Source organism: Roseibacillus persicicus (genome assembly GCF_014651675.1).
In the GTDB taxonomy this organism is placed as follows: domain Bacteria; phylum Verrucomicrobiota; class Verrucomicrobiia; order Verrucomicrobiales; family Akkermansiaceae; genus Roseibacillus; species Roseibacillus persicicus.
Genome location: NZ_BMXI01000001.1, coordinates 481,200 through 501,773, shown reverse-complemented (window position 1 = coordinate 501,773; position 20,574 = coordinate 481,200). Strand labels below are relative to the sequence as shown.

The following is a 20,574-nucleotide window of genomic DNA, read 5'->3' as shown; positions in this document are numbered from 1 at the left end:
GGGACCTGCTTCGAAAGAGATTCTGTAAAGTTGGTGGCGTCTTTCACGAAACTGACCTAGCGTGCTTTCGTCGCGAGACTAACCCACCTCCCATGATATCTCCTTTCCGATCATTTCCCTTTGTTGTCTTACTCATTTCGAGCGTCGGTGCTTCGGCCGAAGAAATGATTCTGGCCGGCTGGCACGATTTTTCGGGGAGCTATGGAGCCTTTCGAAACCAGGGGTCGGCCAAGAAGGCGGATGCGTCCTATTTCAAAGTGAGCGGATCGCTCTGGGGTGGAGACGGGGCGCGGGTGTCGGCGCAGGGATGCAACGATGGGACTTTTGGCGAGAGCTTTCCGGTAGGGAGTGCGGCGATCGATGGTGCCATGAGCGTGCGGACCGATAGTGCGGGCATCTCCTTCACCGTCACCAACAACAGTGTGCGGGCGATTGGCTTGCAGCGCATTCTTTTCGACTTTGCGAGTATCAATGGAAACTCGCCGCAGAACTTGACCCTGACCTATCAGCAGGGAGACCTGAGCAATGCCAACGGGACCGTGATTTGGAGTCGAAGCGCGGTGCACAATGGCATTTCGGCTTCGGCAGATTACGAGGACGTGGAGATCGACCTGACCGCGCTCACGGACCGGTGCCTGGGGGTGGGGGAAACGGCCCGGTTTCTTCTGGAGGGGGATACGGCGTCGAATCCGACGCAGGCCCTCTTTCTCGACAATGTGGCGGTGACTGGAACCGTCGATGAGATCGCGGTGCTGACTTACAATATCCACGGAGGCTACGGCCCAAATGGCCAGGGAACCCCGGCGGACAATCTGGGCGATTTTTACGAGGATTTCATGCAAGGGGAGGATGTCCTTTGCCTGCAGGAAGTGGGAGAAGGGTCTTCGGCCAGCGATGAGTATCAAGCGGCGAAGGATGTCTTTTCGGCGGACTACCCTTACTCCTATCAAACGATCTATGAGGCCACCGACCGCGCGTGGTATCAGTCTGCGCTGGAGTCTTCACTCGTAATCTTTTCGCGCTATCCCTTTGTGGACACGCACAGTCAGCTCATCCAGATCGATCCGCAGGGTGACGAGTGGTCCCGTTTCGCGCAGCACGTGGTGATTGAGGTTGGGGGCGAACAAATCAATATATTCAATTTTCACAATACCTACAATTTCGGCGATGATGACTATGCCTCGGAAAAGGCGGGGATGAGCAAGTTCAAGGATTACGTCTTCGACCGACTCGACATCACGCAGTGGTCCGAGGCTGAGGACGACAATGTGGTGATGCTGGGGGACTTCAATCTCCGCAATGGCGCGGCCTATCTGGATGTGACCGAGGTTCTCGATCCGCCGGTTCTGACGAGCAACGGGTTGGACCATGTGGCCTCGGTGGAAAGCAAGAGCAACAGTGGGTTCTATGCGGCCGTGGCGGCAGGTTTGTCGGACCATCCGGGCATCTGGGTGACCTATGACTTTGCCTCTCCTTCGGCCGAGCCCCTCGAGTGGGTCAGCCCTCCACAGGAAAGCGCTGTTTGCGAGGTGAGCATGGAGGCGGAGTGGGTGGCGGACTCTGGTGGGGTTCAGTATTATTTCTCTAACAAGACTGTCGCGGACGGGTCCCACGACAGCGGATGGCAAGTCAGCCCCAGCTATACCGATACCGGCTTGGACCCCGCCACGACTTATGAATACACGGTGAAGGTTCGGGATCTCTCCGCCAATCAGAATGAGAGTGTGGAGTCGGCGGCTACTGCAGCGACGACCGCGGCTCTGGTGGCGGAGTCTTTGCCCTATGCGGAAAGTTTCGAAGCTGCCTTGGGAGCCTGGAAGCAGTCCTCGGATGATGATTGGGATTGGACCTGGCATAGCGGAGGGACTGATACCGGCGCGACGGGACCAATTGGGGCATCCGACGGGGTGCAGTATCTCTATGTGGAAAATCACGGAACGGGTGCGCAATACAAGACGTCTTCCCTTGAGGCGCTTTTCGATTTCACGGGAGCGGCCGCGCCGACGCTCTTCTTCGACTATCATATGTATGGAGTCTACATCGACTTTCTCGCAGTCGATGTTCACGACGGGACCAGTTGGACGAACGATGTTTGGATCCGAAACAATCAGCAACACAGCAGCAGTGAGGAGGCGTGGTCGACTGCGGAAGTCGACCTTTCCACCTACGCGGGTCTTGCGGAGGTGACCCTTCGCTTCCGCTCCAAGCAGAAGCAGTGGCATGCTGCCGATACCGCCATCGACAATCTCATCCTTGAGGATACCAACACCGCTCCAGAGGCGATTGGGGGAAGCGCTGTTGTCCGCGGCGAAACGGCGGTGCTGCTTGCTGCCAGTGATGCTGATGATGATGGCTTGAACTACACCATCATAACCCCGCCCAGCCACGGGAGTTTGAGCGGAACGGCACCGGAGCTCCTCTATACCCCCGATGCGGGTTACGTGGGGCCGGACAGCTTCATCTTCAAGGTGGACGATGGCAATGTGGACAGCGGTGAGGTGACAGTCGCGCTGTTCGTGGGCAATGTGCTGGTGGGTTACGGGCATTCGGCGGGTGCGACCAGTCCGGACTACGAATATGGTAGCGTCAGCTCCGTGGTGACCTTGGGCGGAGGATTGGCTGGGGGCGAGATCGCGACCACCATCGACCAGCTTTCGGTCGCGGAAGGGACCGGGCTGCCAAGTGAGGTGGCGGAAGACGATTACGGCTATTTCCTTTCCTACATCGTCGAACCGAACGGAAGTTCAATTGGGTACGAAAGCTTGTTCGTGGATGCCTTTGCCAAGGAGGCCAGTCGCAGCTATCAGCTCAGCTATCGCATTGAGGGTGGGGAAGAGGTTTTCTTGACCAGTGGCGCGGTGAGCGCAGGTGGACTGGAAGACGAGGGGAATTTCGAGATTTATGATTTTCCCGACTTCGTCACTGACGCCTCAGTGGAGTTTCGGATCTATTGGCAAGGGGGGCCTGCGAGCAGCTCGGAATCGAGGGTCTATCTCGATGACTTTTTTCTAACAGGAGAAGTCTTCAGCGACCTTGAGATGTGGAGGTCGTCCTACTTCCAGACGGTGGTTGGGGAAGGAGTAGCGGCTGATGATGGCAATCCGGATGGTGACTCTTTGGACAACTACGCGGAGTTTATCCTGGGCACCGATCCCGGAAAGGCCGACTCACCCTTGGTCATTCTGTCGACGGGCGATGAGGAGATCACGGTTTCCTATTCCCGGCGGAAAGTCGACGGGGTGAACGTCTACGCGGAGTGGTCGCGAGACCTGAAGGACCCATGGTTCACGGACGGACTTTCCGAAGAACTGGCAGGAGACGACGGCGTTTTCGAGACCATGGCGGTGTCCCTTCCGGTCTCCGCTGCGGAAGCGAGAAAGTTTCTCAGCATCGTGGTCGAGCGGCCGGAATAGAGGACTTTACGAACTGTCTGTTAGACTGGCCCATGCGGCTTGGCATGGACGCAATCTGGCAGCGACGGTCTTCTTATTTCTCCTTCACCTTGGGAATGTTCTCCATTCCGAGGGGCTTGCGATTCTTTGGAGCGCTGCGGCCGCTTTCCTTGAGCTTCTTGAGAAGGGCTTGGAGCTCTTCGCGCTTGGCGGCTTCCTTGAAGTAGAGGTTGGTGGTCTCGCCGGGATCGGTCTTGAGGTTGTAAAGCTGGCCCGGGGCATCGGGTTCGTTTTCTTCGAGCACGTATTTTTCCAGCACGTTGTCCTTGTAACCATTTCCGCCGGAGCCCTGGTGGTCGAGGTATTTCCAATCTCCCTGACGGATTTGGAATTCGCCGCGGAAGCTCTGGGTCAGCAGGTGGGGACGGATCGACTTTTCCGCTGGCTGGGTGCCAAGCATAGCGGGGAGCATATCGAAGCTATCGGTGGCGGCTTCGTCTGGTAGTTCATAGCCGACCAAGGAGGCGAGGGTGGCGAAGATGTCGGTGGTATTGGTCATCTGGGCGGAGACTTGTCCGGCAGGAATGCGGCCCGGCCATCTCGCAATGAAGGGCACGCGGTGACCGCCTTCCCAACCATCTCGCTTCATTCCGCGGAATCCGCCCGAGGCATCGTGATCGTGGTCCTGGCGCATCCAGTCCACGTGCACGGTCTCGGCTCCGTTGTCGGCGTTGAAGAGGATGAGAGTTTCCTCGTCGATCTCCAGCTCCTTCATGAGGTCGATGACCTGCCCGACGATGGCGTCGAGTTGAAAGACAAAGTCGCCCCGTGGTCCGGCCTCGGTCGCCCCGTTGAATTCCTCGGAAGGAAGAACGGGAGCGTGCGCGATCTGGGTGGAGAGAACGGCGAAGAAAGGTTTCTCCGGAGTCTTTTCGCGATGGGTGGTGATGAAGGACTTGGTCTTTTCATAGAAGAGCTCATCCACGCCGACGAACTGATAGTCTGGCGCCATCCAGCCCGCGTCGTTATCCCAACGCCACTTTCCCCCGGGGTTCGGGGTGCTCTCGGGATTGTAGCGTTGGTCGGCGGGAATGGGGACCATCCCGTTTTCGATATAGACATAGAGCGGGTCGGTGGTCGGGCAATTGGGGGTGATGAAGGACTCGTGAAAGCCGCGCTCGTTGGGGCCGTCGATGAGCGGGGTGCTCTTTTCGTAATCAATGAGGGGGGAATTCTTAAAGCCGCCCCCGAGTCGCTTGCCGTCTTTGTCGAGCCAAGTCAGTCCCACATGCCACTTTCCAAAGACTCCTGTTTGGTAGCCTTTTTCCTGAAGCATTCCGCCCAGGGTCAGGTCCCCGGGTTTGAGATAACTCGGGCCGCCCGGACCCTCGAAGGCCCCGCCGCCGCGACCTGTCGAACGGTAGATCTGCTGGCCGGAAAAGAGACCGTAGCGCGAAGGAGAACAAATGGTCGAAGGACTGTGCGCATCGGTGAAGCGAATCCCTTCCGCCGCCATTTGATCGAGACGCGGGGTCTGATAAGCCGCGTCGGGATTGTAGGAGGAGAGGTCGCCGTAGCCGAGGTCGTCGGCATAGATGATGACGATGTTCGGTAGCTGGGCGCAGGCGCAGGTGGTGAGTGCGAGGAAGATGGAGAGTGCTGGTTTGGACATTGATTCGCCAAATTATTGTCCGGTCTGCGAGGGAACCAAGTTCATTCGCAAATTGTCTGAACTAAAGGAGCTCTAGGGGAACTCATTGGCCCTGATGCATGCGGCCTTTCATCCGATCGACTCATAAGTTTGGCGAAAGTCGTCACCGAGCTGCTTTCTTCTTTTTAAATTCGTTGTGCTTCCAATAAGGAGCGCCCGCACGCTGATCTTCAACAGGGTGGAGCCTCTTCTCTCTCCTAATGAAAAAGGTTTCAAATCGTTTTCACATTGAAGTCGAGCGTGTCAGCCACCACGACCCTCTTCCCTCCCCAAAGAACCGATATGCCAGCTGATTGTCAACAAGCCCACCCCCTTTCCGCCCCCTTCAACTCACTGCCTTTTGCCAACGTGCGGGGCGGAGAATCCACAACGAGTCAGCGAGCAATTCGCCGGTCTGGCCGTCACTCGTTGCTGGTTCTCTTACTTGTCTTTGGGTGCACCCTCTTGTTCGCCTCGAATGCTAAAGCGGAATTCGTGCAAGTGGAGGCAGAGGGCTTTACCGCGCAAAGTGGTCTTCGCGTGGAAACGACCAGTGACTCCGGTGGCGGTCAGAATTTGGGCTATACGAATACGGGGGACTGGGCGGAATACACCGTCGATATTCCTGTGGCGGGAGATTATCGTTTCAACTTCCGAGTCGCCTCCGATGGGGAGGGCGGAAGCATCGAGGGCGTGGTGGGAAGTACCCCCCTTGGCAGCGCAACGGTGGTGGATACCGGTGGTTGGCAGTCCTGGTCCACGGTGAGTGGAGTCTTTACTTTCAGCAGCGCGGGGACGCAGACGATTCGCCTGAACTTTTCTGGATCTGCCGACGCCTACCTTTTCAATCTGAATTGGTTCAGCTACGGACCCGGGCCGATACTTGTTGAGGCTGAGGAATTCAGTTCCATGTCGGGTATTCGGGTGCAGGTGAATTCTGACACCGATGCGGGTGAAGCGGTCGCTTACATCGACAATGGCGACTGGACCGAGTATTCGGTGGTCGTTCCTGTTGCAGGAGAGTATATCGCGAACTTTCGGGTGGCTTCCGACAATGATCTGGGGGGGCGAATCGAGATGGTCGTCGATGGCGTTCCCCTTGCCGAAATTACGGTTCCAAATACCAATGGTTGGCAGACTTGGATCACAGTCAGCATCGAAGTGAACTTTGCGACTGCGGGAGCCAAGACGATTCGGTTGAACTATCTTGGGGGAGAAGGCGCACTTTTCAACGTGAACTGGTTTTCCTTCGAGCAAATGGTCGCTCTTCCTCTCACGGTGGGGAGCACGCTCCAGCAAAAGATGCGCTACGGAATGGACTACGAGCGCCTCTGGTATTGGTCGAGCAACCTTGACGGGGCGGAGCGGGATGAGATTGCCCGCTGGACTGCAGTGGATGCCGATGTCGACTTTGTGCGGGTTGCGGTCAACGGTGGGTATGAACGTGACTTCAAAGGGGACTATGACCTCTCCGCCTACACGAGCAAAATCATCCCCCTGATGCAGGAGATGAAGCAGGCCAACCCGGACATCAAATTCTTCGCCTCTCCCCGACCTCTCAACGAGTCCTACCCGAGCAAAAAGTGGGAAGGCGAAGACGTGCGCTGGCAGCCTTATCCCTTTTGGATTTGTGGTGCGCCTACTCCGATTAGTGGAAGCTTTGACTTCGATTGGCAAGAGTGCGCGGAGTATCTCGTGCGCTACCTGCTGCTGATGAAGTCCTACGACTTTCAGATCAGCTTTCTGGATATCACCAATGAGTGGCAGAGCAATGTCGGTGGGGGCCGCGTCACTCAAGGCGACATGGAGAACATCCATGAATACCTCAACGTGACCTACTTCCAGGATCCCTGGACCTATTCCGAAGTGGATTCTTCTATTTTGTTAGAGCCAGAGGACATTCCCGAAATCGTGGCTCCTTCTTCTTGGAACTACTTGCAGGGAACGTCTTGGATCAACAATTTGGATTCGGGGGACCGCGAGGCGATCTCGATCGCGGCGTCCCACAACACCGACCGCGACGGCGATGCCCAGTCCTTTGCAGATGCCGTTCGGAGCCGGTTGGGCTCCGAGACCGAGATCTGGAACACCGAAGTCCACGGATGGAAGAGCACCTCCAGCGAAAATGAGACCACTTCCTTCTACTACTATCTGGAAGCGATTCGAGCTGGCTTTGGAGGAATCAATGGCTGGTTGGCCATCGGAACAACGAACCAAGGGCACTCCTACATCCTGAACCCCGGTGGTTCCGCCACGCGAAACGTGAAATACTACATCTATCGCAAGCTCAGCTCGACCTCCAACTATGGCCATGCCCTCGACATTCTTGCCGAGCCTGAGCCGGGCGTTCTGAATGCTCCGTTGGGCTCCAATGACGATGCGATTCCCCGCAACGTTGCGGCCTTTATCAAAGGCAACCTCATGACGGTGTGGGTCATCAATGAGAACCAAGTTCCCGTGTCTCTCGACATCTCTCCCGATGGACGGACGATTGCCGAGACCTCCGTTCGCCGCACCCGTTGGACGGACCCGAGCCAGGTGGAAGGCTTTGTCACCTTCGAGCCTGTGGTCGGTGGTTCTCATTTCAATACCTTGGTCCCCGGGGCGTCGGTCTGCTGTTTCGAGATTGTGCTCGATGGCGAGGACTTCTCGAACGACCTGATTCAAGGCGAAGACTTCGACCACTCCTGGGGCTTGAGCACCCAGAATACCGGGGACACCGGGGGAGGGTTGAACTTGCAGAATATCAGCAACGGCGATTTCGTGCGATATGGTGACGTCGCATTGGTTGAAGACTCTCTGATGACCTTCCGCGTCGCTCGCGCCAATGGGCGTCCCGATGGCTTTATCGAGGTTCGCGAAGGTAGCGCGGATGGCCCTGTCCTCGGACAAGTCGACGTACCGAATACCAACGGTTGGCAAAGCTATGAAACGGTTTCGACTACTCTGGATGTCGATGCGGGAATCTATAACCTCTACCTCAAGTTTGTAGAGGACGCCGAAACGACGACCAATGCTGCCTTTGTGAATTTGAATTGGTTTACCGTGAACGAGCTTCCCGCGCCCACTCCGGTCGAGGTCTCTGGCTTGACTGCCAATGCGGTCAGTGCGAACGAAATTGCTATTTCGTGGGAGGCGGCAGCCGAAGCCTCGAGCTACAATCTCAGTAGAGCGCTTTCGGCGAGCGGGCCGTTTAGCGAGATTTCCACCGGGATAGAAGGGACTGCCTTCTCTGACACCGGTCTCAGTCCTTTCACCACATACTTCTATCGCATCACGGGCAACTTCGGCGATGAGGTCGGACCGGTTTCGTCGGTGGCCAGTGCCACCACCCAGCCCGAGCCGATCTCCGCTGAAAACCTTGCCATCTCGGATCTGGAAATGAGCGTTGATGGCTCTGGAGCCAAGCTGTTGTCGTTCACCATCGAGTCCTCCGGATTGGGTTACGACTACCAACTCTACACCAGTGACACCCTTCTCACAGATGATTGGGAAGAGCTAGGACCTGTGCATAGCGGCACGGGAGCCCTCCTCGAAATCGATGTTCTTTTCGATTACGAGGATCCCACTCACGAACGGCAATTCTTCCGCTTGGGAGTGTCCGCATCTCCTAGCTACAGCGAAGAAAGTGACTGAGAAAAGGGGGCGCTGCCACTGTCTTCGATGTGCTTCGATTCGAGCAGTGGCGAACAGTCTCCCATCCTTTGATGATTGCGCGCCCGTTTAGTATTCGACCTTGAGTCGGAAGAAGAAGTAGTCCGCCGAGGGCCATTCCGACTGGGTGGTGATGACGGGCCCGACGCTGGTTCCGTTGACGGTTCTCAGCGAGGTCCAGTCCTCTTCGAGGAGGGTGGCGCTTCCTTCCAAAATGTAGGTGAGGCCCGGGTCGTCGATGCGGTTGAAGAGGACTTCGAGTTCGTCGGGAAGAGTGGTGGATTCCTTGATTTCCAGCGCGAGCGAATCGGTGGAATCGTTGGGGTCCAGCCCGGTTGCGTATTCGATGAGGTTCGGCAATCCATCCCCGTCGGCATCAAAATCATCTGCGGCGATTCCACTATTCTCGTAGGTGCCCAAGCGGAGGAAGCGCCAGTTCTCCAGAGCGGTGTAGTTGGCGACGAAGTTGGCGGTGACGCTCAAGTCACCAGTGAGGAAGAGGTCGGTGCGTGGGTTGGCCGTGCTCCCGTCGCTCCAATTGACGAAGCTGTGGTTGGTATCCGGAATGACGGTGACGGGGCAGCCGTTGGTGGTGTCGTCCACGGTCTGGGAGGTGACTCCAGAGAGCGATCCTCCGGGCCCCGCGCTATAGGTGAGGAGGTGGGAATTGAGGGCGTTGGTGTAGAGCTTGGAAATGGTGGCGTCAGTGAGCGCGGTATCAAAAAGACGGAAGTCGTCGAGGAGGCCGGAGTAGTGGCGGGAGGTGTTTTCGCTGCCGATGTATGCTTGGGCAATGGTTCCGATGGAGTTGGTCTTCCCTGTGCCGGAGTGCCAGAGGATGCCGTTGCGGAAGATCTTCATCGTTCCCTCGTGCGCGTCTTTGGTGAAGGCCCAGTGGGTCCAGGCTCCTTCGAATTCCGCTTCGCTGGCGGCCTTGCTAATGCGGTCGCTGGCGTCCCAATAGATCTCGGAAGTGCTCCAAGGCAGATGGATGTTCAGGATGCGTCCTCCGCCCGAATTGCCGGCGAAAAAGGCCACTGTTTCGGTCGGGAGGCTGGCTTCGTCGCCAAAGGCCCAGAAGGCGAGGGTAACTTCATCGGTGAGTGAGGCGAAGGCGCTGCTGGGGAGAGTCACGTTGGTCGAGTTGCCATCAAAGACGAGGGCATTGCCTCCATCGGGCCGGGTGGTCCAAGAGGGATTGTTGATGGTGCCGTGAAAGTCGTTCCCCGAGCAATCGTAGGCAAGGCTTCCTGCTCCCTCATCGAAGCGCCAGTGCGCCACCGGGTCAGGGATGGGAGTGGTCAAAGAGAAACTATTGAGGAGAAAGCTCTGTGAGGTGCCGCCGAAAGTAATTCTCAATTGCTGCACCCCTTGGGTGAGGGGAAGGTCCGCGGCAACGAGGAGAGACTGCCAGTCGGAGGCGCCAGTTGAATCGGGCGATCCATGGGGAATGGAGACCTCACCAGTGAGGTCGGTGCCATCCACGCTGAACTGGATGGTGCCTCCCGGCGCGGTGGAGGAATAGAGGATGGAGAGGTCGTAGTTGTCGTCGGCGGGAACGGAGATGGTGTAGCTCAGCCACTCACCGGCTTCGATATCCGAGACGGCATAGCCTCCCACCGACGCTGAGCTGAGGTCCACGTTTTCACCCAGACGGTAGGAGAGACCGCTGTTGCCGGTCGAGAGATCGGAGTAGGTCTTTTCCTCTTCATTGAGGACGAAATAGTCGAAGTTCTCGGCTTCGATTGTCATGGGGAGGACGTTCATCGCGAAGTCCGGGCTGCCATTGCTGAAGCCTTGCACGGGATCCCCGGGACTGACGCGATGGAAGGTCAAGCTGCCGAAAGAAGGGTGGTCCCATGCCGTACCTCCGTCCTCGACTCCGATGGCTGCGGTCAAGAGTTCTTGGCCACGTTCCAACCACTTGGTCTCTTCGGCCGGGACACCCATCCGATCGCGGTAGTGTGCCAGGTTCATCTCGTAGACCGGTTCCTCCAGGATGTCGGTCCGGCCCCGGTGGATGTAAGTCTCACCCACATTCTGCGCCAGGTAGGGATTGGCCTTGAGCGAAAACCAGCGGCCCGAGCGATCAAGACGTTGGATGAACTCTCCGTTTTCTACTGTTGGTTCCCACGGGCTTGTTTGGTCGAGGTAGGAGTTTTCGTAGCTGACATTGTAGCGATAGAAATACTCGAGCCCGAGCAAGGGACGGTTATCGAGGTGACCATAGAGGTTGTCGCCCTGGCTCCACGCCATCTCGGCCATGGTGCAGATGATGGAGATTCCCGCGAGACCGTGGGCCATGTCGCGGGAGAATTCCTGACCTTGTCCATTGGGCCAAATGTAGTTGTGGATGACCTCGTTGTAGCCGTAATCCGGTATGGTGTTTTCCTGCCCGGTGCGGGAGAATTCATTAAAGTGCTCGTAGGAAGCAATCTGCTGATTTGCGATCGAGGGCCCTGATTCGTAGGGCAGGTCGTCAGCTCGGGCGGGGGCTCCCTGAAGGTAGCGCACCGCACGGTCATAGATCACTTCATTGTCCAGAAAGACCCCGATCGCCATCACCACGCGCAAGGCAAAGAGTCCCTGATTGCCGTGTCGGGCGGGATCGCCCTGATAGGCTCTCCAATAAAGACTCTGGTCGCTACCGGTTGGGGCGGTGGTGCTGGAGTAACCGGGGTAGACCAGCATATCCTTGAAGGCTTGCAAGTCGGCGGGCTCCCAGCCGTTGTAGGTGCTTTTGATGATTTCGGCCGCTTCGATGAGGCGCCAGTGACGTCCCGCATTGAGGGGGATTCCATCGATATTCTTCACCCCTGACCAAGCGGTGAAGATGCGGATGGAAGCCTCCGCGTGCCGCTCGTCTCCAGTAATGAACCACATCAGGGCATTGAAGTAGGCCGCCACGCCATCGTTCCTAAGGGCATTGTTGTTGGCAGTGCCCCCATTGGTTGCGAGGTCTGCGGCGGCGCTGCTGGGCTGATAGGTGTGTTGGGCAAAGCCGGTGGCGCTGAGCTTGGCGAAGGTGGAGGCGTAGGGCTCCTTGTTGGCCGCGACCATGTCCCGCATTCGCTCCAGGTCGGAGAGCTTGTGCGAGAGGCCAGGGTGAACGAAGCTTCTCGTAAGGGCTGGTGCTGAGGCGGTGACCGTGAGCCTCTTATTAGCTGCATCGACTTGAAAGCTCCAAATGTTGGTGTCGACACTGGGGGCGAACTGTAGGCCATTGTCGGTGACCTGCCCCTCCCATTCCATGACGGTATAGGTGCCGCCGTTGACGAAGTTGGTAGTAAAGCTGACATCCAGAAGAGACCCGTCTTCAAAGACCACATTCCCGCCTCCATCATCGCCCACCTCGTCGATGAAGATAGGGGTGAGGCCTTGCGTGGTCTTGTCGATTTGCACCTTTAGAGTGGAACCCGAATTCTGGGTCCAGGAGCCATCGCCATTTCCATGGCTACCGATGCCGATGAGGTTGGCGTGGGAGCCGATGACCTCGAAGTGGCCGATGCCTCCCGAGGTCGAGCCAAGGTAGACCCCGACGCGGGTTTTGAACTCGCCATTGCGGATGATGAAGTGGCCTTCCCCGGCCGAGCCCTTGCTATCGTCGGTGCCGAGATAGAGGGAGTTGTCCTTGAGGCCGCGAATGATGGTCAGGCTTCCATCCTGCAAATGGTAGACCCCAGTGGAGGAGTTGCGTCCGATTTCCAGTTCGTTGATATCCACGAAGCCTCCCTCTTGATGGACGGTGCCGAGGTTGCCGCTGCCGTCCCCCAGATGGCTATCCCAAGACGCATGGGAGCCGACATCCAGGGTGGCTTGACTGGCGATATTGAGAGTGCCTGAACCACTGGTCCCAATCCGAATCGCTCGGATACTGTTGGGTGCCACCACGCTGAGATTGGCGGTGGTGTCCAAGGTCGCATAATCCGCTCCAGAGGGGTAGCTCGCGGTGGACCAGTTGGCGTTCGTAGCCCACTCGCCACCCTCCACACCGGTGTAGATGATTTCGTCGGCAGGGAGGCTGGCCATCGCGAGGCAGGCCAAGAGAAGAGAGAGCTTTTGCATTCTAAGGGAGGGGGGCTTTTAGCAGCATCTATTCCGGTCGGGAAAAAATAGAGAGACTTCTGATAACATCCCACATTCTCAACCAGTTTCGAGGGAAAATGCTTTCCGTTTTTCATCAAAGATTTGGGAGAGCGTGTTGGCTGGTCTTGCCTTGGGTGCAAGTGCGCTTCGTTCCTTCTGTGGACTCTTTGATCTCATGAACTCTTCTTGTGGGAAGAGTTTTAGAGAACGCTTTTGCCCAATTGGGTAAAACGTGAAAGTCTCTGCCCGCCTCTATGGTAAGGGGACCATCGCGGCGCGTTACTCGTCATTGAGCCGGAACTATTTTTTATGAAAACTCTAACAACGTTTCTTTTTCTTTGTTCGCTTCTGCCAGTTCTGGCCGAGGATTTGCTGGGCTATTACCGGCAGCCTGCTCTTCACAATGACACCGTCGTTTTTCAGGCCGAGGGAGACCTTTGGAAAGTTCCTGCTGTGGGAGGGCAAGCTCACCGACTGACGACCCACCTGAAAACTGAAAGCCGACCCCGCATCTCTCCCAACGGTCAGATGGTGGCCTTTGCCGCATCCTACGAAGGCCCTGTCGAGATCTACCAGATGCCTCTCGCTGGAGGCCGCCCCCAGCGCCTGACCTATGAAGGAGTGTCCGGGGGGCGTTCTCCGTTTCCGGTCGCTTGGAAGGACGAGAAAACTCTGCTCTATGCCACTTGGTTTTTCTCGCGACGCGACACGTTCCAGATCGTCGAACTGAATATCGAGACAGGGGAGAAGACGATTCTTCCTCTCGAGCAAGCTAGCGATGGGCGGTATTCCGACGATGGACAGAGCTTCTTCTTCACCCGCCTGCCTCGCCAACGCAGCTTCGCCAAGCGCTACACCGGAGGATTTATCGAGAAGATTTGGCGCTACGACACTGGAGCTCCTGCCGCTGTCCCGCTCACTGCGGACTACGAGGGAACGAGCCGCTCACCCATGGTTTGGCAGGACCGGCTCTATTTTGTTTCGGACCGGGATGGGACGATGAATATTTGGTCTTCCGACTTGTTAGGGAAAGACCTGAAGCAGCACACGTCCGTGAGCGGGTGGGACATCCTCGATGCCTATCTGGATAAAGGGCGCATCATCTATCGCAATCAGGCTGACCTCTGGATCTATTCCATCGCGGAGGATGCGGCAAAGATGGTACCGATTCGCTTGGCTTCCGACTTTGATCAAAAGCGCAGACGTTGGATCGACAAGCCCGCGCGCTTTCTCAGTCAATTCGCTCTCAGTCCCAAGGGCGACAAGCTCGCGGTGACAGTCCGCGGACAGGGCTTTGTTGCTCCGGTGAAAGGCGGTCGATTGGCGGCCATTCCCCAGACAGCAAAGTCGCGGGTGCGGGATGTGCAGTTTTTTTCCGAAGGGGAACGTGTTCTTCTTCTCTCCGATGAGACTGGCGAATTCGAGTTCGCAACACAGGCGATTGATGGTTCGGATGAGCGTCACTTGGTGACCGAGGATTCCACCACCCGGCTTTACCCCGGAATTCTTTCTCCTGATGGGGCGCGGTTGGCATATGCCGATCGTGACCAGCGGCTCTTTGTTCTCGAGCTGGAGACAGGGCAGAAAAAGGAAGTGATTCAGGCGCGGGATCCCAACGACTTTGATCGCATTGACCTCGCTTGGTCCCCTGATAGTCGTTGGATCGCTTTTTCGGCAAAGGAGGAGAATTCCATCTACCGGGTTTACCTTTTCAATACCCTCGAGGATGGCGAGCCAGTTGCTGTGACAACCGATCGGATGGATAGCTACTCACCAGCCTGGTCGTCGGACGGGCAGTGGCTTTACTTCCTTTCCGACCGGACTTTCCGTTCGGTGCAGCGGTCTCCCTGGGGGCCGAGGCAGCCGGAAGCTTATCTGGATCGAACTGCCAGCATTTTCTTGCTCGACCTGGTTGGGGGGCAGGCCTCCCCGTTCCAGAGCACTCCGCGAGATCCTCTCTCCTCTTTGCCGAAAGACCCCTCAAAAGACGATAAGAAGTCCGAAGAGAAAGAAGAAGAGGACGGGGCCGAGGAACGGGAGAAGGAAGAGAAGAAGCAAATGAAGGCCGTGGAGATTTCGTGGGATGGACTGCAAGGTCGTCTCCACCGGGTTCCACTGGAAGCTGGCAACTATTCCGGACTCACCGTGACCAAGAAGCATCTCTACTTCTTTCATCGGCCATTGGGATTTGACTCCGACCGTGAACTTGCCGCTTTCCCCATCTTGGATGAAACCCATGAGCGCAGGCGCAGAACTATCGCAAGCGATGTGAGGGAGTATCAGCTGAGTGCGGATCACAGCCACTGCGCGGTGAGAAAGAAGGACACCGTTTCTGTTTTTCCCGCGAATGGAAAAGCTCCGGAGAACCTTTCCAAGTATGAGGTCGATCTCTCGGCGATTGGGATTCGTATCAGTCCTGCGGAGGAGTGGGAGCATCTCTTTCTTGACGCCTGGCGTTTGCATCGCGACTACTTCTACGACCCTGATATGCATGGGGTCGATTGGGTGGCCCAGCGCAAAAAGCATGAGGTGCTCTTGCCGCGCATTACTGCCCGCAAGGAACTCGACGATCTGATCGGTCAGATGGTGGGAGAGCTATCGGCCATGCATACAGACATTCGGCCCGGTGAAATCAGGGATGCCAAGGATGGCCGAGGAAGAGGTTATCTAGGGGGCCGCTTTACCCGCGTGGCCGAGGGTTATCAGATTGCGTCCATTTATCAGGGAGAGCCCGATCTGATCGAAAGTTTGTCACCGCTGGCTCAGCCCGGACTCGATATTGCAGCAGGTGATATTATTACTCGAGTCAACGGACGAGAGGCGCTTACCGAGCCTGACCTCGGAGTTTTGTTAGAAAATACTTCTTCCCGGAAGGTGTTGTTAGAATTGCAGCGGCCCGGTAGGGCAGAGCGACACTTGGCTACGGTTGTTCCGATTGATTTGCGTGGCTTTATCTCGCTCAAGCTGACTGATTGGGAATACACCCGCCGCATGGAGACAGAGAGGCAGGGCGAAGGTGAGCTCGGCTACTTCCACATGCGGGCCATGGGCGGCGGTAATTTCTCGGAATTCGTGCGGGGCTATTATCCCGTTTCCAATCGCAAAGGTCTTATCATCGATATGCGTCAGAACTATGGCGGCAATATCGATAGCTGGATCTTGGCCCGGCTGATTCGCCAGCGCTGGATGTATTGGCAGGGGCGCACCGGAGAAGCCTTTCCAAACATGCCCTATGCCTTCAACGGTCACATGGCTGTCCTAATCGATGGTTATACCATCTCCGATGGGGAGGCCTTCTCGGAGGGGTTCCGTCGTCTGGGGCTTGGACCTCTCATCGGGTCGCGCACTTGGGGTGGGGGAATCTGGCTGCGGGGCCATACCTATCTGAAGGACGGTGGCTTGGCGCGTTCGCCTGAGACCGGTGTCTTTACCGAGGATGGCTGGGTGATCGAAGGCTCCGGAGTTGATCCCGATATCTCCGTGATGAACGAGCCTCACGCCAGTTATCAGGGTCAAGACGCCCAACTCGAGGCTGCCATCGCTTATCTCCAGGAAAAGATTGCCAGCGACCCGCCGCAGACTCCCCAAGCTCCGCCGCGTCCCAACAAGGCCTTCGTTTATCCTGACGAGAAGAAGTAGCAGGGAGCTGGGTCTATAAAGTTCAGCTCTTTTTAGGAAAGACACGGTTCGAAGAGGGGAAGCGAGAGCGAGAGGTCTCGACAAAGCTCAAGATAACCCTTTATCTGTAAGATGAGCCTATCGCTGTTAGGCTTGACTCGCTCAATCACCTCATCATGAAACTGATCCTCCCTCTCCTCCTTCTCGCAACCTCACTGACTGCAGAAGTGCGAACCTGGACTTCCCAAGCGGGTTCGAAAATCGAAGCGGAGGTCGTTGAGGTTGCTGGCGATAAGGTGACGCTCAAGCGCAGTGATGGGAAAGAAATCACTGCTCCAATCGCGAGTCTCTCCGAGGCCGATCAGAAATTTCTGCGTGAGTATTCTCAAAAGGAGAAAGCCAGTCCCCCGGACAATCTGCCTCATCCGCTGGGTCGAGCGGTCGGTCCCATCAAGGCCGAGAACTCGCACTACTTCCTCTACCTGCCCAAGTCCTTGGTCGCGGGTCGACGAGCGCCCCTGCTCTTTTTCACCGGCTCGGGTGGCGGCAATCTGAAGATGCTGGATCGGTATATCCAGGCGGCTGAAGTGGGAGGCTGGATTGTGGCGGTGAGCAAGGAGACCCGAAACAATCAGAACAGTCTGCCGCATGTCTTGGCTTGCATGAAGCATCTGGAAACAACGTTGCCCGTTGACTCGAACCGTCTCTACTTCACGGGGGCTTCGGGAGGGGGACAAAGAGCAATGATGAACGCGGCGGGTTACAAGGGTGCGGGAGCAATCCCGATCATTTATCATGGCATTCTCGATGGAGAGGAAGTGCCCTCGAAGGGTCATTACTATTTCATCGGCGGAGCCCAGGACTACAACCGCTACGGGACGGCCGCGGCGCGGAAGAACCTTGGCCGGAATGCCTTTCACCGCTTTCACCCCGGCGGTCACAACAATGGCCCGGATACCTTGGTTCAGGACGGCATGCTTTGGCTGAACGCGCGTTTCTATGCCTCCACCAAAGATCGCGAGTATGCGGAGCAGGCCTCTGATTTCGAGCGGAACCTCCTCGACTTTCTCGAGGGCCTTCCCGATGGCGCTTCCCACCGGGCCTTCATGTTGCTCTCCTTTATTCGTGATGACTACGAGATCTCTTCCGCGAATCAGTCTCGCGCTGATGCCCTTTTCTCGAAGCTGCAGTCCAATCCGCAGAACGCGTTGTATCTCGAAGCGCTCGCAGATTTGGATGAGCTTTCGGAAAAGGATCTATCTGAACATGGCGTGGGGACTCTGAAGAAGCACACTTCGAAAAAGGTTTCACGCGAGGCTGCGCGATTGCGGGACAAGTATCCCGGTCTGCATGAAATTCCCTCTATCTTGGAGAACCTCCAGAAGCCGACGAAGTAATCTGTCTAACACCCCGTCAGATAGGCTAATCCCAAACCGCTGTTTCGGACTGTAGCATTCAAAGGAGTGTCTGCAATCGGGTGCCACTCAACTGATTGTTGCCGTACTCAGTCTAACTGGTTTCGATGGAGGCGTAGATGTTGCTGAAGTCTCTCTTCGCGAGGTCGCTTTTGTGAATCAGGAAAAAGAGTTCGCCAGCATCCCAAAAGCAGAAGCCGCAATTGCTGTCTGAAGTCACTTTCAGCAGAACAACCCAGTCCTCAGGATTTCCTTTCAGCTTGAGGGCGGCCTGTTCCTGGGGGGATTCGTGTTGGGTGAAGACGTAGCTATTGATGGAATTCGATGAGCTCACATCTCCAAGAATTTTTTGAACTCGCTCGCGCAGTTCTTCGGAGAAAGCGTTGTGATCGGGATGCTGGTAGTCTTCGAGGTTGCTCAGTTCAGGCTGGTTCGCCCACTGATACCAATAGTCGTCGCTATAAAAATGGGGCAACGATACGAAGGGCTGCGCCTTGGCCAGATAGGGCAAGTAGGGCTCGTCCAGATCATCAAAGGAAAAGCTCTCGTTTGAAAGAGTCTGTGCCGAAATCAGATTCTCGGTGCCGGGGTTGTAGATCACCTTGGGGGCGAAGTCTTGTTCGTCTTGAATGAAGAAGTAGAGAATCCCGGCTCGCGGCAGGTAGTCTTGATGAGGCGCGAGGTCGGCGCAGTTGAGCTGAGCGATGAAGATGTGGTGCAAAGCGTCAGCCTCGTCATCTCCGGATTGCCAAGTGGGATAGGGCAAATCGGCCGGCAAGTCAGGGAGCCCACCGAAGCGGGTGTTGCCAGACTCCCGGTAGAGATCCTTCTTCGTTGTTTTGAGGGCAAGGGCCTTCAAGGCGAGTCTCTTCAGTCCGTCCTGATACTTCGCGAGAACGGTTCCCTTGAGGGCTTTTTGCAGTGTTTTTGTGAGTTTGGAGTCGCTAGTCGCGAGGAAGGATTCGCTCTCCCATGCGATTGTTCCTTTGCCGTCTGCTCCAGGATAGGTGAAGTCCAGAAGCCGCCTCTTGTCATTGATGTTGAGGTCAATCTCTTTGATCTTCTCCACTTCAATAGGGAGAGTTCTCCAAGGGTTCTGGTCCAGTGCCAGGCGTCGCAGTTTGGGCTGCTGCCCAAGGCTGGCGGGGAGGGTTGTGAGGGCGTTTCTTTCCAGATAAAGAATCTCTAAGCTTGGCAGTTCAATCTCGTCCGGAAGCGATGTGATGGCATTGCGAGTGGCCCAAAGGTATTTGAGTCGGGGGAGATTGAATATGCCTTTGGGGAGGGCGGCGAGTTTGTTGTTAGAGATTTGAAACTGTGTGAGGTTCTGCAAATCACCCAAGCTCTCAGGAAGACTCTCGACGGAAGTGTTTGTGATGGTGAGCTCGGTGAGGTCTTTCAGGTGACCGATTTCGGCGGGGATCGTTTCGAGAGGGGAATGTTCGTCCAGCGAGTTGTTCGTGTTGCTGTTGATGATGAGCCGCTTGAGATTCTGGAAGTCGAGAACTTCAGTCGGGAGTGTGGCCTCCTCTGCCGAGTCCACCCAAAGATGCAGCACAGTCTCCGGGTCGGTTTGGAGCGCTTCAGCTAAGGTGAATTGGTAGAGAGTCCAATCGAGGCCTTGTGTCGGGAGTTTTTTGCAGAGACGGATTGGGAAGGAGGGCTCGTCTTGATAGGGTTTTTTCAAGACTCCTTCCATGGCGACCCAGCCTTCCTTTAGCGTGACCTTGCCTGAGAAATCCAAGTCGATTCCCTCGGCCCGGAAGTGAATGAATTGCGGGTGCCCCGTTTTTCCATCCTCGAAGTTGAGCTCGCCCGTGGGAACTCCCGCCTGGAAGATATTGCTGCAATCGAAGGAGAGTTTCACCTCCCCGTCATTCAGCTGATAGGCGTATGCGGTCAGGCCGGCTTCCTCGGCTTGCTTCACTTGCCCGGTCTTGGCTTGCACCTGCACGTAGAGTTTCTTGCTGAACTCGACCGTATTCCACTTGCACTCTTCTTCAGCAAACTCGAAAGCAAAGTCTCCGATTTGGATCTGTTCTTTTCCATTGGAGGGGATTTGAAAGGACGGAACTTCGGCGGCGGGCTTTGGTTCATCCACAAGGGCTTGTTGAACAGCGAATTGCTGGTCGATCTCTTGCTCGTCCTCCGCGATGGCCGTTTCCCAGTCTTTGGCCGTTCCTTTCACTTGTAGGGAGGCGAGAACCTCGTCCAAAACCGAGGAGAAACTCTCGGCATCCTTGGTCTCGTAAACAAGCTGAAGGTCCACGAACCAGTCTTCGTTCAGGATGAGGGCAAAGTTTTGATACGTCACTTTCAGTTCCTGTCCGGCGAATTCCGCGTCTGATTTCGCGTTGATGCGGTAGGCGGTGCGACCTTGGAACTGGCTCTCCTCTTGTTCGTAGACCTCGGTCTGGTAGCCCTCGGTCCAGGTGGCATACTTCTCGATTTGGGTGTCACCTGTTTGTTCTTCCAAATCGGTGAGGGAGCAGAGCGAGCAGGTGAGGAAGGGAGGCTGAACTTCGAAGCTTCCTTCCCTGACTTCGTAGCGCACGCTCGCGTGCTTATCGACCTGATGCTGAAAGTTCGCGGGGACGGTGAATTCGAAAAGGGTGTTTTTCATCTGATGGCTAGGACGCGGTGAGAGGAAGGCTAATCAGTGTAGGGCGCATCCTAAGTGTCCCTTCGGTTTTTCACCATCGTTCCTTTCGTCAAATTC

The 20,574-nt window shown here is 56.4% G+C and carries 7 protein-coding genes; 4 read left to right on the top strand and 3 right to left on the bottom strand.

Annotated features, from left to right (window positions below):
* Positions 1-164 precede the first annotated feature (164 nt).
* Positions 165-3,413, top strand: coding sequence for an Ig-like domain-containing protein (locus IE099_RS01830; protein WP_189566815.1), 3,249 nt, complete (start codon positions 165-167; stop codon positions 3,411-3,413).
* A 73-nt stretch (positions 3,414-3,486) separates the two neighbouring features.
* Here the strand turns inward: IE099_RS01830 and IE099_RS01825 are convergent, their stop codons facing one another.
* Positions 3,487-5,064 (bottom strand): sulfatase family protein, encoded by a 1,578-nt coding sequence (locus IE099_RS01825; RefSeq protein ID WP_189566814.1) that lies wholly within the window; start codon positions 5,062-5,064, stop codon positions 3,487-3,489.
* A 321-nt stretch (positions 5,065-5,385) separates the two neighbouring features.
* Between IE099_RS01825 and IE099_RS01820 the strand changes: the two genes are divergently transcribed.
* Positions 5,386-8,718, top strand: a complete 3,333-nt coding sequence (locus IE099_RS01820) for a carbohydrate-binding protein (RefSeq protein WP_189566812.1) — start codon at positions 5,386-5,388, stop codon at positions 8,716-8,718.
* An 87-nt stretch (positions 8,719-8,805) separates the two neighbouring features.
* Here the strand turns inward: IE099_RS01820 and IE099_RS01815 are convergent, their stop codons facing one another.
* Positions 8,806-12,801 carry a LamG-like jellyroll fold domain-containing protein gene (locus IE099_RS01815; protein WP_189566810.1) on the bottom strand — a complete coding sequence of 1,332 codons (3,996 nt, stop codon included), beginning with the start codon at positions 12,799-12,801 and terminating at the stop codon, positions 8,806-8,808.
* A gap of 330 nt (positions 12,802-13,131) precedes the next feature.
* Here IE099_RS01815 and IE099_RS01810 point away from each other — a divergent pair, with 330 nt between their 5' ends.
* Positions 13,132-16,461, top strand: coding sequence for a S41 family peptidase (locus IE099_RS01810; protein ID WP_189566808.1), 3,330 nt, complete (start codon positions 13,132-13,134; stop codon positions 16,459-16,461).
* Between the two features lie 155 nt (positions 16,462-16,616).
* On the top strand, positions 16,617-17,837 hold the full coding sequence (locus IE099_RS01805) for an SHD1 domain-containing protein (protein WP_189566806.1): 1,221 nt from the start codon (positions 16,617-16,619) through the stop codon (positions 17,835-17,837).
* 112 nt (positions 17,838-17,949) lie between these two features.
* Here the strand turns inward: IE099_RS01805 and IE099_RS01800 are convergent, their stop codons facing one another.
* Positions 17,950-20,478, bottom strand: a complete 2,529-nt coding sequence (locus tag IE099_RS01800) for a DUF1963 domain-containing protein (RefSeq protein WP_189566804.1) — start codon at positions 20,476-20,478, stop codon at positions 17,950-17,952.
* Positions 20,479-20,574: the final 96 nt, after the last annotated feature.

What these genes read in the sequence shown, in the direction of transcription:
- IE099_RS01805 (WP_189566806.1), top strand. Translation starts at nt 16,617, where the DNA reads ATGAAACTGATCCTCCCTCTCCTCCTTCTCGCAACCTCACTGACTGCA.
- IE099_RS01820 (WP_189566812.1), top strand. Translation starts at nt 5,386, where the DNA reads ATGCCAGCTGATTGTCAACAAGCCCACCCCCTTTCCGCCCCCTTCAAC.
- IE099_RS01810 (WP_189566808.1), top strand. Translation starts at nt 13,132, where the DNA reads ATGAAAACTCTAACAACGTTTCTTTTTCTTTGTTCGCTTCTGCCAGTT.
- IE099_RS01815 (WP_189566810.1), bottom strand. Translation starts at nt 12,801, where the DNA reads ATGCAAAAGCTCTCTCTTCTCTTGGCCTGCCTCGCGATGGCCAGCCTC.
- IE099_RS01825 (WP_189566814.1), bottom strand. Translation starts at nt 5,064, where the DNA reads ATGTCCAAACCAGCACTCTCCATCTTCCTCGCACTCACCACCTGCGCC.
- IE099_RS01800 (WP_189566804.1), bottom strand. Translation starts at nt 20,478, where the DNA reads ATGAAAAACACCCTTTTCGAATTCACCGTCCCCGCGAACTTTCAGCAT.
- IE099_RS01830 (WP_189566815.1), top strand. Translation starts at nt 165, where the DNA reads ATGATTCTGGCCGGCTGGCACGATTTTTCGGGGAGCTATGGAGCCTTT.